Source organism: Acrocarpospora catenulata, assembly GCF_018476525.1.
GTDB lineage: Bacteria > Actinomycetota > Actinomycetes > Streptosporangiales > Streptosporangiaceae > Acrocarpospora > Acrocarpospora catenulata.
On sequence record NZ_JAHCST010000092.1, the window covers coordinates 14,784 to 27,585 of the forward strand.

Annotated in this window: 11 protein-coding genes; 10 read left to right on the forward strand and 1 reads right to left on the reverse strand. The window is 71.3% G+C overall.

Features of this window, described 5'->3' with window-relative positions; all coding sequences use genetic code 11:
• Positions 1-67 precede the first annotated feature (67 nt).
• From KIP79_RS43715 to KIP79_RS43755, 9 genes are all read left to right on the forward strand, one after another.
• A complete protein-coding gene (locus KIP79_RS43715; RefSeq protein ID WP_214110966.1) occupies positions 68-2,020 on the forward strand; it encodes a helix-turn-helix transcriptional regulator in 1,953 nt (650 codons plus the stop codon).
• Between the two features lie 153 nt (positions 2,021-2,173).
• Positions 2,174-4,066 (forward strand): molecular chaperone DnaK, encoded by a 1,893-nt coding sequence (gene dnaK / locus KIP79_RS43720; protein ID WP_214110967.1) that lies wholly within the window; start codon positions 2,174-2,176, stop codon positions 4,064-4,066.
• Between the two features lie 3 nt (positions 4,067-4,069).
• Entirely contained in the window at positions 4,070-4,624 is a 555-nt protein-coding gene (locus tag KIP79_RS43725) for a nucleotide exchange factor GrpE (protein WP_214110968.1), read from the forward strand.
• Complete coding sequence (locus KIP79_RS43730; protein WP_214110975.1) at positions 4,624-5,553, forward strand: DnaJ C-terminal domain-containing protein; 930 nt, start codon at positions 4,624-4,626, stop codon at positions 5,551-5,553. Before KIP79_RS43725 ends, KIP79_RS43730 begins: the two co-directional genes overlap by 1 nt.
• Positions 5,550-5,855, forward strand: a complete 306-nt coding sequence (locus KIP79_RS43735; RefSeq protein WP_214110969.1) for a chaperone modulator CbpM — start codon at positions 5,550-5,552, stop codon at positions 5,853-5,855. The genes KIP79_RS43730 and KIP79_RS43735 overlap by 4 nt, the downstream gene beginning before the upstream one ends.
• Before the next feature lie 25 nt (positions 5,856-5,880).
• Entirely contained in the window at positions 5,881-8,484 is a 2,604-nt protein-coding gene (gene clpB / locus KIP79_RS43740) for an ATP-dependent chaperone ClpB (protein WP_214110976.1), read from the forward strand.
• A 1-nt stretch (position 8,485) separates the two neighbouring features.
• Positions 8,486-8,992, forward strand: coding sequence for a thioredoxin family protein (locus KIP79_RS43745; RefSeq protein WP_214110970.1), 507 nt, complete (start codon positions 8,486-8,488; stop codon positions 8,990-8,992).
• Between the two features lie 127 nt (positions 8,993-9,119).
• The gene (locus KIP79_RS43750; RefSeq protein ID WP_214110971.1) at positions 9,120-9,659 is read left to right on the forward strand and encodes a hypothetical protein; all 540 of its coding nucleotides are present in this window, start codon (positions 9,120-9,122) and stop codon (positions 9,657-9,659) included.
• Positions 9,660-9,662: 3 nt separating this feature from the next.
• Entirely contained in the window at positions 9,663-10,847 is a 1,185-nt protein-coding gene (locus KIP79_RS43755; protein WP_214110972.1) for an MAB_1171c family putative transporter, read from the forward strand.
• Positions 10,848-10,857: 10 nt separating this feature from the next.
• Here the strand turns inward: KIP79_RS43755 and KIP79_RS43760 are convergent, their stop codons facing one another.
• Positions 10,858-11,337 carry a phospholipase gene (locus KIP79_RS43760; RefSeq protein ID WP_214110973.1) on the reverse strand — a complete coding sequence of 160 codons (480 nt, stop codon included), beginning with the start codon at positions 11,335-11,337 and terminating at the stop codon, positions 10,858-10,860.
• A gap of 312 nt (positions 11,338-11,649) precedes the next feature.
• Between KIP79_RS43760 and KIP79_RS43765 the strand changes: the two genes are divergently transcribed.
• A complete protein-coding gene (locus tag KIP79_RS43765) occupies positions 11,650-12,093 on the forward strand; it encodes a helix-turn-helix domain-containing protein (protein ID WP_214110974.1) in 444 nt (147 codons plus the stop codon).
• The last annotated feature ends 709 nt before the right edge of the window (positions 12,094-12,802 follow it).

Here is a 12,802-nt window from a genome sequence, read left to right on the forward strand (position 1 = left end):
AAAGATCTCCAAGAATTAGGGATATCTCGGTCTCTGTCCCGGAAAGCGGTCCCATCAGGGGACCTGCATGCGGGGACGTGACCAGGAATGGCGTTGTGTCGAGGGCCTGCTCCGGACGGTGGCGGCGGGCGGCACCGGGACGCTGCTGGTGGAGGGGGGACCGGGCACCGGGAAGAGCCGGTTGCTCGAAGAGGCCGCCAAGGCCGCCCCCGGGTGGGGTGTCGGCGTGGTGCGGGGCCGCGCGGAGGAACTCGGCGAGCTTGGCCCGTGCGGGATGCTGTTCGCGGCGCTGGACCTGCGGTTCGAAGGTGAGCTCCCCTCAGGTGACCCCTTCGCCCGGCTCGGTTCCCGGGCCCGGGTGCTGGACCGGCTCACGGCGGGGTTCCAGAAACGGGCCAGGGCGCCGCTGCTGGCCGTACTGGACGACCTGCAGTGGGCGGACGCGGCGACCCTGACCATGATCAGCGCCCTGCGCGACCGGCTGAGGGAACGTCCCGTCGGCTGGCTGCTGAGCCGCTCCACCACCGGCGGCGGCAACCAGGCCGCGGCGCTGTTCGACCTGGTACGGCGGGACGGGGCCGAACAGCTCGACCTGGCGCCGCTGGCCCCCGCCTCGGCCGCCGCGATGGCCGCCGACCTGCTCCAAGGGCCGCCCGACCCGGCGACCCGGGCCCTGGTGGACGCCGCCGGCGGCAACCCGCTGCTGATCGCCGAACTGATCGCGGCGGTCCGCGACGGCACCCACCCGTCCCACCGGCTCCGGCCCGTGGTGCGCCGCTGGGTCGGCAGGCTGAGCCAGGACGCCAGGAAGCTGCTGGAGACCGCCGCCCTGCTCGGCCGCTCGTTCGCCCCGGAACAGGCCGCGGCACTGCTGGCCACCACTCCGGCCGCCCTGCTCCCCGCCGTCGAGGAGTGCATGACCGCGGGCCTGCTCACCGCCACCCCGTACGGCCTGGCCTTCCGCCACGACCTGGTCAGGGTCACCGTGGCCGCCGACATCCCCCAGCCGGTACGGCACGCCATCCTCGACCCGGGACCACCGGCCGCCGACGCCGCCGAGACCACCGCGCTCAAGGCCAGAGCCGAACTCGTCGCGGGCCGCTTCGACAGCGCCGTCACCGAGGCGGAACGGGCCCGGGAACTCGCCGCCGCCTCCGGCGCCCCGCTGCCCGCCGCCCTGGCCGCAACGGTGCTCGCCACGGTCGCCCTGCGCCGCGGCGACCTGCGGCGGGCGGCACGGCACGCCGCCGAGTTGCCCGCCGACACCCGAGAAGGACGCCTGCGGCGGGCGCTGCTGACCGCGCAGGTGGTGGAGGCCCGCGAGGGCCCGCTGCGCGCGATCGCCCTGCTCGCCGACCTCCCGGAGAACTCGTGGCAGGACGACCGCCTGCTCACCCTGGAACCCCCGGTGACCGCCTGGCTGGTCCGCCTCGCCCTGGCCGTACACGACCGCGCGGCGGCCGAAAGCGTGGTCGCCACCGCCGAAGCCCTGGCACACGCCAACCCGGGCTTCCCCGCGCTGGCCTCCGCCGCCGCGCACGCCCGCGGCCTGCTGGACAACGATCGCGACGCCCTCGCGCTGGCCGCCGAGCGCGCGGAGGACGTGTGGGCCCGGGCCTCCGCCGCCGAGGACCTCGGAGTGGCCCTGGGCGGCTGCGGACGCCAGGAGGAGGGGGCAGGCAGCCTGGACCGGGCGCTGACGATCTACCACGACCTCGGCTCGGCCCGGGACGCCGCCCGCGTCCGCAAACGCCTGCGCGGCCTGGGCGTACGCCACCGGCACTGGACCTACGCCGACCGCCCGCCGGTCGGCTGGGAGAGCCTCACCGAGACCGAGCACGCCATCGCGGTGCTGGTCGCCGACGGCTACACCAACCGGCAGATCGCCGAGCAGATGTTCATCAGCGCCCACACGGTGGCCTTCCACCTCAAGCACGTGTATCGCAAGCTCCGCATCGGCTCCCGGGTCGAGCTCGCCCGGATCGCCATGGCCCAGGGGCGGATCGATCCCGAGCCATGACTACCCGTCTTGGGGATGTGAGGCCGCGGCCCGCGGACAAGACTCGGAAGCGAGATCACCGAAAAGGGGGTGGTCGGCACTCTGGTGCCCGCGACGTTCCCCCACGTCCCCCACGCGCCACGGGTGTCACGTGACCGGAGGGAGAAGCGAGCAATGGCGAAAGCAGTCGGCATCGATCTCGGCACCACCAACTCGGTCATCGCCGCGACGGAGGACGGCCACCCCACGGTGCTCCCCAACGCGGAGGGATCGCGCACCACCCCGTCGGTGGTGGCCTTCACCGACCAGGGTGAGCGGCTGGTCGGTCAGCTCGCCCGTCGCCAGGCGATCCTCAACCCGAAGGGGACGATCTACTCCGCCAAACGGTTCATCGGCCGCCGCTACGAGGAGGTCACCTCCGAGATGACCGCCGTGTCGTTCGACGTGGTGGAGGGGCCGCAGGGGGCCGTACGGTTCAAGGTCGGCGAGAAGATGTACGCGCCGGAGGAGGTCTCGGCGCTGGTGCTGCGGAAGCTCGCCGGCGACGCCGCCAAGTACCTGGGAGAGAAGGTGACCGAGGCGGTCATCACCGTCCCGGCGTACTTCAACGACGCGCAGCGCACGGCGACCAGGGACGCGGGCCGCATCGCCGGCCTGGAGGTGCTGCGGATCATCAACGAGCCCACCGCGGCCGCCCTGGCCTACGGGCTGGACAAGAAGGCCAACGAGACCGTGCTCGTCTTCGACCTGGGCGGCGGGACCTTCGACGTGAGCATCCTGGACATCGGCGAGGGCGTCATCGAGGTGCGCGCCACCTCCGGCGACGGGCACCTGGGCGGCGACGACTTCGACCGCAGGATCGTCGACCACCTGGCCGACGACTTCCAGCGCGACCAGGGCATCGACCTGCGGCGCGACCCGCAGGCCCTGCAACGGCTCTTCGAGGCGGCCGAGAAGGCCAAGACGGAGCTCTCGGCGGTGACCCAGACCTCGATCAGCCTGCCGTTCATCACGGCGGACGCCTCGGGCCCCAAGCACCTCAACACCACGCTCATGCGCTCCACCTTCGAGAAGATCACCGCCGACCTGGTGGAACGCTGCGTGCACCCGGTCGAGCAGGCCATGGAGGACGCCAAGCTGCGGCCCGCCGACATCGACGAGGTCATCCTGGTCGGCGGGTCCACCCGGATGCCCGCCGTGCAGAACCTGGTCCGGCGGCTCACCGACGGCAAGGACCCCAACATGACGGTCAACCCGGACGAGGTGGTGGCCATCGGGGCGGCGGTCCAGGCCAGCATCATCAAGGGCGAGGTCCAGGACGTCGTGCTGCTGGACGTCACCCCGCTGTCGCTGGGCGTGGAGACCCTGGGCGGCCTGATGACCAAGGTGATCGAGCGGAACACCACCATCCCGGCCCGGCGTACCGAGACCTTCACCACCGCCGAGGACAACCAGAACGCGGTGGACATCGTGATCCTCCAGGGCGAGCGGGAGCGGGCCGCCGACAACCGGGTGCTCGGCCGGTTCCGGCTGGAGAACATCCGGCCCGCGCCGCGCGGGACGCCGCAGGTCGAGGTCACCTTCGACATCGACGCCAACGGCATACTCAACGTCTCCGCCAAGGACCGGGACACCGGCGCCGAGCAGCGCGTCACGATCAGCGAGAGCTCCAACCTGGCGAAGCCGGAGATCGAGCGCATGGTCGCGGACGCCGAGCGGCACCGCAGCGAGGACGCCAGGCTGCGCGAGGCCATCGACGCCCGCAACGACCTGGACTCGGTCTCCTACCAGGTGGAACGGCGGCTGGAGGAGCTCGGCGAGGCGGTGCCGGTGCACGAGCGGGCCAGGGCCGGGCAGCTGGTCCAGGAGGCCCGGCAGGCGATCAAGGAAGAGGTGCCGCTGGACCGGCTGCGCATCCTCACCGGGGAGCTCCAGCAGATCTACCACGGGCTCGGCGCGATGGCCTCCGCCGGTGCGGCCGGCGGCCCCGGCGCCGGAACGCCGCCGTCCGGGGGAGGCGACGAGGACGTCATCGACGCCGAGTTCACGCCCTCCGATTCCGAGTGAGCCATGAACAACCAGGATGAAGTGCCCGACCGGCTGCCCCCGGAGGGCGAGTCGCTGCCCAAGGACGTGTCGGAGGACGTGTCGGAGGACGTGTCGGAGGACGTGTCGGAGGACGTGGAGACCAAGCTCGCGGACCTGGAGGACCGCTGGCTGCGTGCCGTCGCCGACCTGGACAACCTGCGCAAGCGCGTCGCCCGCGACGTCGAACGCATGCGGGCCGAGGAGCGGGACCACGCGGCGGCGGCGTGGCTGCCCGTGCTGGACAACCTCGAACTGGCGCTGAGCCACGCCGCCCAGGGGGACGCCGGGGGGAGTGCGGTCCTGGAAGGCGTACGGGCGGTGCGGGACCAGGCCGTCGGCGTGCTGGCCCGGCTCGGCTACCTCCGCCACGACGAGACCGGGGTGCCCTTCGATCCCGCCCACCACGAGGCGGTGGCCGCCGTGCCCAGGGACGACGTGCCGCCGGGCACCGTCGTGGAGGTGGTACGCCCCGGGTACGGCGACGACCGGCGGCAACTCCGCCCGGCGGCGGTGGTCGTCGCGAAGCAGGCGGCGTGATGGCCCGCGACTTCTACGAGGTGCTCGGGGTCGGCAGGCACGCGGACCAGGACGAGATCCAGCGGGCCTACCGGAAGCTGGTGCGCGCCTACCACCCCGACGTCAACAAGGATCCCGGGGCGGAGGACGTCTTCAAGGAGGTCTCGGAGGCGTACGCCGTGCTCTCCGACCCCGAGACGCGCCACAGGTACGACACCTTCGGACCGGACTTCCGGCAGGTGCCGCCCGACGTGGATCCCGCCCAGTGGGCCAGGGCCCGCGCGGGCGCCGCCGGTGGGCGGGGCTCGCCGCGGCAGACCGGATTCGGCGAAGAGGTGTTCGGGGGCTTCGGCGGGGACCAGGGCATCGATCTGGAGGACCTGATCGGCATGTTCGGCGGCAGGCGGCACCGGGGCCCGATGCCGGGGGCCGACCAGGAGGCGGAGCTGACGCTCACCGTCGAGGACGCCTATCACGGCGGGCGCCGTACCATCACGCTGCCGGGCGGGCGGCGGCTGGACGTCACGATCCCGCCCGGGGTCACCGACGGGCAGCGCATCCGGCTGACCGGCCAGGGCGGGCACGGCAGCGACGGGGCCGGCCCCGGCGACCTCTACCTGATCGTGCGGATCGCCGACCATCCCCGCTACCGGGTGGACGGCCGCGACATCCACACCGTGCTCCGGCTGGCCCCCTGGGAGGCCGCGCTGGGCGCGAGCGTCCCCGTCATCACGCCGGGCGGCGAGACCAAGCTGACGGTTCCCGCGGGCAGCTCAAGCGGCCGCCGCCTGCGCCTGCGCGGCCGCGGCATGCCCAACCCGCGCGGCCGTCCCGGCGACTTCCTGGCCGAGGTCCGCATCATGGTGCCACCCTGGCCCACCGCCGCAGAACGGAAGCTCTTCGAGCAGCTCGCCGCCACCTCGAACTTCGATCCCCGGAGGGCGGCATGACCTACGCACTGGTACGGCCCGCGCGGCTCGACCTGGACACCTACGCCCGCGCCACCGGCCTGCACCCCGAGGCCGTACGGCGGCTGGTGGCGCTCGGCCTGCTGGAGGCGGTCAGGGACGCCCGGGGAGAGCTGTTCTTCCCGCCCTCCCAGGTGGCCGCCGCGGGCCGCATCCAGCGGCTGCACGAGGGCCTGCCCCTCAACTACGCCGCGATCGGCCTGGTTGTGGATCTGCTCGACCGGATCGCGGAGCTGGAGGCCACCGTACGGACCCTGTCTCGACGTCAGGGAGCAAGACGCTAGGGAGATAGCAGTGGACCCGAACCGGATGACGGAGAAGTCCCAGGAGGCGTTGCACGACGCCCAGACCAAGGCGTTGCGCCACGGAAACACCGAGGTGGACGGCGAACACCTGCTGCTGGCCCTGCTCGAACAGCCGGAAGGGCTGGCGCCGCGGCTGCTGGCGCAGGCGGGCGCCGACGACAAGACCCTCCGCGCCGAGCTGGAGGACGAGCTGGGCCGCCGCCCCCGGGTCAGCGGCCCGGGCGCCGCGCCCGGCCAGGTCTTCGTCACCCAGCGCCTGTCCCGGCTGTTCGACGTCGCGGACCGGGAGGCGCGCCGCCTCAAGGACGAGTACGTCTCGGTCGAGCACCTGCTGCTGGCGCTGATCGAGGAGGGCGAGAGCACGGCGGCCGGCCGCCTGCTGCACCGGCAGGGCCTGACCAGGGACCGGTTCCTGGCGGCGCTCACCGGCGTGCGCGGCCACCAGCGGGTCACCTCGGCCATGCCGGAGGTGGCCTACGAGGCGCTGGAGAAGTACGGCCGCGACCTGGTCGCCGACGCCCGCGCGGACAAGCTGGACCCGGTCATCGGCCGGGACGCCGAGATCCGCCGCGTGATCCAGATACTGTCCCGGAAGACCAAGAACAACCCGGTGCTGATCGGCGACCCCGGCGTCGGCAAGACGGCCGTGGTGGAGGGGCTCGCCCAGCGCATCAACCGCGGCGACGTGCCGGAAGGGCTCCGCGACAAGGTCATCTTCATGCTGGACCTGGGCTCGCTGGTGGCGGGCGCCAAGTACCGCGGCGAGTTCGAGGAGCGCCTGAAGGCCGTCCTGAACGAGGTGCGGGCGGCCGAGGGGCGCATCCTGCTGTTCGTGGACGAGCTCCACAACGTGGTCGGCGCGGGGTCCGCCGAGGGCTCGATGGACGCCGGAAACATGATCAAGCCGATGCTGGCCAGGGGCGAGCTGCACATGATCGGCGCCACCACGGTCCAGGAGTACCGCAGGTATGTGGAGAAGGACGCCGCCCTGGAGCGCAGGTTCCAGCCGGTGCTGGTCGACGAGCCCTCCGTCGAGGACACCGTCTCCATCCTGCGCGGCCTGCGGGAACGCCTGGAGGTCTTCCACGGCGTGAAGATCACCGACAGTGCCCTGGTCGCCGCGGTACGGCTCAGCCACCGCTACATCGCCGACCGGTTCCTGCCCGACAAGGCCATCGACCTGGTCGACGAGGCGTGCGCGATGATCCGTACCGAGATCGACTCGATGCCCGCCGAGCTGGACGGGCTCACCCGGAAGGTGATGCGGCTGGAGATCGAGGAGGCCGCGCTGGCCAAGGAGCAGGACCCGGTGAGCCAGTCCCGCCTGGCGGACCTGCGCAAGGAGCTGGCCGACCGGCGCGCCGAGACCGACGCCATGCGGGCCCAGTGGGAGGCCGAACGGGCCGCCCTGCGCAAGGTGCAGAGCCTGCGGCAGGAGCTGGAGACGCTGCGCAGGGAGGCGGAGCAGGCCGAACGCGCCTACGACCTCAACCGGGCCGCCGAGCTCCGGCACGGGCGGATCCCCGAGCTGGAACGCCGTCTCCAGGCCGAGGAGGAGCGGCTGGGCACCCGGCAGGCCGGGCACCGCCTGCTCCGCGAGGTGGTGACCGAGGACGAGATCGCCGCCATCGTCTCCCGGTGGACCGGCATCCCGGTGTCCCGGCTCCAGGAGGCCGAACGGGACAAGCTGCTCCGGCTCGACCAGATCCTCGCCGAGCGGGTGATCGGCCAGGAGGAGGCCGTGCGGCTGGTGGCCGACGCCGTCATCCGGGCCCGCTCCGGGATCAAGGACCCCCGTCGGCCCATCGGGTCCTTCCTGTTCCTCGGGCCGACCGGGGTGGGCAAGACCGAGCTGGCCCGTGCGCTCGCGGCGGCCCTGTTCGACACCGAGGACAACATGGTCCGCATCGACATGAGCGAGTACCAGGAGCGGCACACGGTGAGCCGGCTGGTCGGGGCGCCGCCCGGATACGTCGGGTACGAGGAGGGCGGGCAGCTCACCGAGGCGGTGCGGCGCAAGCCGTACTCGGTGGTGCTGTTCGACGAGGTCGAGAAGGCGCACACCGACGTGTTCAACACGCTGCTCCAGGTCATGGACGACGGGCGGCTGACCGACGCGCAGGGGCGGACCGTGGACTTCCGGAACACGGTGATCATCATGACCTCCAACATCGGGTCGCAGTACCTGCTGGACGGGGTCACCCCCGACGGTGAGATCAAGCCGGAGGGGCGGGCCCGGGTGATGGCCGAGCTGCGGTCGCACTTCCGGCCCGAGTTCCTCAACCGGGTCGACGACGTGGTGCTGTTCAAGCCGCTCACCGAGGCCGAGATCGAGCAGATCGTGGACCTGATGTTCAACGACATCCGGGCCCGGCTGGCCGACCGGCGACTCACCCTGGAGGTCACCGAGAACGCGCGGGCGTTCATCGCCGTGGAGGGCTTCGACCCGGTGTACGGGGCCCGGCCGCTGCGCCGCTTCATCTCCCGCGAGGTCGAGACCCGGATCGGGCGGGCGCTGCTCGCCGAGAGCATCGCCGACGGTTCGGCCATCGTCGTGGACGCCAAGGACGGGGAGCTGGACATCACCTTCCACCCGCCGGGGGGCTGACATGACTTTGGTGGACTGCGTGAACTGCGGGAAGCGGAACCGCGTGCCGGAGGCGGCGAGCGGGGTGCCCCGCTGCGGAAGCTGCCACCACCCGCTGCCCTGGATCGCCGAGGCCGGCGACGGCACCTTCGCCGAGGTCGCCGAACGGGCGGACCTGCCGGTCGTCGTCGATTTCTGGGCACGCTGGTGCCAGCCCTGCCGGACGGTCACCCCCGTGCTGGAACAGCTCTCCAAGGAGATGGCGGGACGGCTCAAAATCGTCAAGGTGGACGTGGACCGCGCGTCAGGGCTGGCCCGGCGGTTCGCCATCAAGCACGTCCCCATGATGATCATGATCGACCACGGGCAAGGTCGTCGCGGAACGGGTCGGGGCACTACCCACCGCCGAGCTGCGCTCCTGGGTCGAGGAAACGCTCCGGGTACGGTCCTGACCGAGCGCCGGTACGGGGGCCCACCCCCTACCGGTTGGCTCTGTCTCCAATGTCGGGGGCGCGGCTTCTGGGTATGATTCATGGGTTTGCGAGCTTGCGCCACGTGGTTCACGCGGGAGGGCAAATGACTTTCACGACGGCGTGGGTGAGCGGAGCCGAGCCGGGCCGCGGTTCTGTCCTCTCCGTCTTCGCGAGGGTGCCACAGTGATTCGCGAGGCGAGCAGGCTCAGGGAGTTACGCCGGGCGTGCGAGGCCAGGGTGCGGGAATTGCCGTTGCCCTCGCCGTTCGACGTGCGGCGGCTGTGCGCGGTGGTGGCCGAGCAGCGCGGGCGGCCCATCCACCTGCGGCCGCTGACCGGCGGAGCGGGTGTGTACGGGCTGTGGGTGGCGACCGAGGCGGCCGATCTGATCTTCTACGAGCAGGCGACCACGATGCCGCACCAGGAGCACATCATCCTGCACGAGCTGTGCCACATCCTGTGCGACCACTACCCGGCGCCGGATCTGGCGTCCGAGGACACTCGGTGGCTGCTGCCGGACCTGGATCCGGAGATGGTGCGCCGGGTCCTGGAGCGCGCGGGCTACTCGGCGGTGGAGGAGCAGGAGGCGGAGCTGCTCGCCTCGCTCATCTGGCAGCGGGCCCGGGCCGAGCCGATGGCCCAGGGGCGGGGCGGGACGATATCCGACCGGCTGCAGGCCGCGCTGGAGTGGTCCGAGGGGCCCTCAGGCCCGGCAGCGCGATAGCGCATGGGCGCGTGGCTGCGCGTTTACGGGCCCACCGCCCTGACCTGGGGTTTCCTGGCGTGGCGGATCTTCTCCACGCGGCGGCTCTCGCGCGATCCGATGCGTATCGCGGTTCTGCTCACGCTGAGCGGGCTCGCCGTCTCGCAGACCGTCAACACGCCGGTGGCCTACGAGTGGATCGGGCAGTTCACCGGGGTGCCCAACCTCGCCCGGCTGCTCTGCCACGCCAGCATGCTGCTGGTGATCGGGTCACTGCAGGCGTTCCTGTTCCATATGACCTACCCGCCGGAGCAGGCGCGGGCCCGGTCGGTGCGCACCGCGTGGTGGCTGACCGCCGCGGCGGCGGCGATGACCGTCTTCTTCGCCCTGGCCCCCACCCCGGTCAACGACGTACGGTTCGCCAACCGCTACGCCGACACGCCCTGGGTCCTCGAATACTGGTTGGTCTACCTGGCCTGCCTGGCCCCGGCCAGCGTCCGGTGGGTCCGGCGGGGCTGGCGCTACTCCAACCTGGCGGACGGTCCCGCCCTGCGCTGGGGAGTCCGCCTCGCGGTCATCGGCACGGTGGCCGCGCTCGCCTACCACGTGCACCGGATGCTGTTCTTCGTGCAGCACCGGTTCGACCTGCCCTACCTGGGGCCCGGCCCCGGTGCGTTCGTGGAGATGTTCCTGCCGCCGCTCGCGCACGTCCTCATCGTGATGGGCTTCACCATGCCGGTGTGGGGGCCGCGGATGCGGCTGCCCCACCTGGTGGTCTGGCTGCGGCAGTATCGCGCCTACCACGAGCTGCGCCCGCTGTGGCTGGCGCTGTACCGGGCGGCGCCGCAGATCGCGCTGGCGCCGCCGACGTCCCGGCTGGCCGACCTGCTGTGGCCGCGCGACCTCGGGCTGAGCCTGTACCGGCGGGTCGTCGAGATCCGTGACGGCCGGCTGGCCCTGCTGCCCTACCTCGACGTGGACGCGGCCGCGGCGGCGTACGGCAGGGCCGCCGCGACCGGCGCGTCCGGCCGCAAGCTGGACGCGCTGGCCGAGGCGGCCCTGCTGGGCGCCGCGCTGCGGGCCAAGGCGGGCGGCGCAGAACCGGTGGGTTCGTGGGCGCCGCCCCTGGTCCCGGGTGGCGGCGATCTCGACAGCGACATCGCCTTCCTCGGGGATGTCGCCCGAGCCTTCCGCCGCCGGCCGAGCTGACCGGGCCGGATTAGGCGCCGAAGTTACGCACGGCCGCGTAGTAGGCGTCGGCGTACCGGCGGCATGCCACGCCCAGCGCCGCCTTGAGTCCGGAGTACTGGCCGCAGTAGTTGTACATGTCCGAGCGGAATTTGTTGTCGATCTGCCCGCGGTTGTATTCGGTGAACCTGCCCTGCTTCTTGTAGTTGCGGTAGCCGAAGTCGTGGCGCTGGCAGGAGGGCAGGAAGTTGAACCCGCCCGGCTTGTTGCCGTTGGGCAGCGGCGAGGAGCAGCCGTCGGAGGTCCAGTCGAGCTGGGTGATGTACGGCGTGACGCTGCGGTAGTTCAGGAACGTGCTGATCGAGATGTTGAAGAGGTAGTCGTCGGTGACGGCCCTGAGCTGGGCGGAGCCCAGGATCGGGTCGGCGGAGGCGGCGGGGGCGGTCACGACGACGGTGCCCAATGAGGCGGCGGCCATGGCGACTGCGGCGAGACCGGTGCGCATTCTCATGGGAGATTCCTTTCGGGGGGAGCGAATTTGGCAGCGCAAATTCGTAGGTACGCGAATTTTCGGGAGCGAATTTTGGGCGCGCGAAAGTCGGAACGAAAAGCGGAATCACGTGATCTGGCCGTGCGAGATTTCGGCGGCCGGGGGACAGTTGATGCTGCCTTGTCCGTCGTTAATCTCAGTTCATGTGGACGATGTGAATATAAACCTACGTAAATGAGCGTGTCAACTGCCGTGAACTGGAAGGCGGCGAGTCATTCACATCGGCTGGTACGCTGGGGAGGAGTCCCCGGGTGAGCACCGAGAGGAGCGTCCATGGCTGACACCGAGCCGAGGGCCGAGCGGACGCTGGCGGACAAGTTGAACCACCTCTTCGCCACCGTCCGCCCACGCGGCGGCGGAGAGTACAGCCTCGAAGACGTCGCCGAGGCCGTCCGGCAGAAGGGTGGGCCGACGATCTCGGCCACCTACGTCTGGCAGCTGCGCAAGGGCATCCGCGACAACCCCACCAAGCGCCACCTGGAAGCCCTGGCCGACTTCTTCGGCGTTCCGCCCGCCTACTTCTTCGACGACGCGGCAACGGAGCGCATCGACGCCGAACTCCAACTCCTGAGCGCCCTACGCGACGCCTCGGTCCGGCGGATCGCCCTGCGCGCCTCCGGCCTGTCCCCCAAGAGCCTGGACGCGATCACCGACATGGTCGACCGGGTACGCGAACTCGAAGGCCTACCGAAGACCTCCCCGGGCCGAGATCTCTGAGCGCTGCCTCGCTCCGGCTCCCGCACAGGGGGCTACAGGAAGTCCGGAACGGGCCCGCCGGCGTCGGTGGCGGGGTGCTGACCACATGGTCGAACTCGCGGATCGCACGCACTACGCGGGCCTGGGTCGCTACTGCGACGGGTAGTCCCTGGCGAGCACTCTTCGGTGCCCTGGATGGTCTTGCCATCCAGTCGCACGTGATCCTCGCGCACAGGCGAAAACGCTGGCGCACACGTGCGGGGGTCCGTTGGCGGCTGGGCTGGGGCCGCTCATAGCGGACAACAGTGAGGCACGTCCCACGCGCCACGTGATCGATATGGGTGATATTTCCGGACGTGGGGAGGTCGCCGGAACGGCAGAACTCGATCCGGATGCCGTCGGGCGCCGCGATCGCCTTCGGTTGGACCACCGTGGCGAGCAGGGATTCCGCGCGTCTGACGGATCCTGCGGGGTCGGGACTCTCCAGGCCGATCGCGGTAAGCCCGGGCCGTCGCCCCCGGCCGTCCGTCGCATAAATGGCATATTTGCAGGTCAAAGCCTACTTTGAGGCATTGGTCAGGGGGTGCGGGATCACCCCCGATGGCTTATCTCCATGGGTAGGCGGGAGTTCCACGGCAACCAACTTCCTATGTGTGGAGCCGGCACCCGGGGGATTCTGGTTGCCGCGGTTCTCCCACCCACCCGCCCCCTCCATTACCGTTAGGCCCCA

Coding starts and splice junctions, on each gene's coding strand:
- KIP79_RS43715 (WP_214110966.1), top strand. CDS start 68: ATGCGGGGACGTGACCAGGAATGGCGTTGTGTCGAGGGCCTGCTCCGG.
- dnaK (WP_214110967.1), top strand. CDS start 2,174: ATGGCGAAAGCAGTCGGCATCGATCTCGGCACCACCAACTCGGTCATC.
- KIP79_RS43725 (WP_214110968.1), top strand. CDS start 4,070: ATGAACAACCAGGATGAAGTGCCCGACCGGCTGCCCCCGGAGGGCGAG.
- KIP79_RS43730 (WP_214110975.1), top strand. CDS start 4,624: ATGGCCCGCGACTTCTACGAGGTGCTCGGGGTCGGCAGGCACGCGGAC.
- KIP79_RS43735 (WP_214110969.1), top strand. CDS start 5,550: ATGACCTACGCACTGGTACGGCCCGCGCGGCTCGACCTGGACACCTAC.
- clpB (WP_214110976.1), top strand. CDS start 5,881: ATGACGGAGAAGTCCCAGGAGGCGTTGCACGACGCCCAGACCAAGGCG.
- KIP79_RS43745 (WP_214110970.1), top strand. CDS start 8,486: ATGACTTTGGTGGACTGCGTGAACTGCGGGAAGCGGAACCGCGTGCCG.
- KIP79_RS43755 (WP_214110972.1), top strand. CDS start 9,663: ATGGGCGCGTGGCTGCGCGTTTACGGGCCCACCGCCCTGACCTGGGGT.
- KIP79_RS43760 (WP_214110973.1), bottom strand. CDS start 11,337: ATGAGAATGCGCACCGGTCTCGCCGCAGTCGCCATGGCCGCCGCCTCA.
- KIP79_RS43765 (WP_214110974.1), top strand. CDS start 11,650: ATGGCTGACACCGAGCCGAGGGCCGAGCGGACGCTGGCGGACAAGTTG.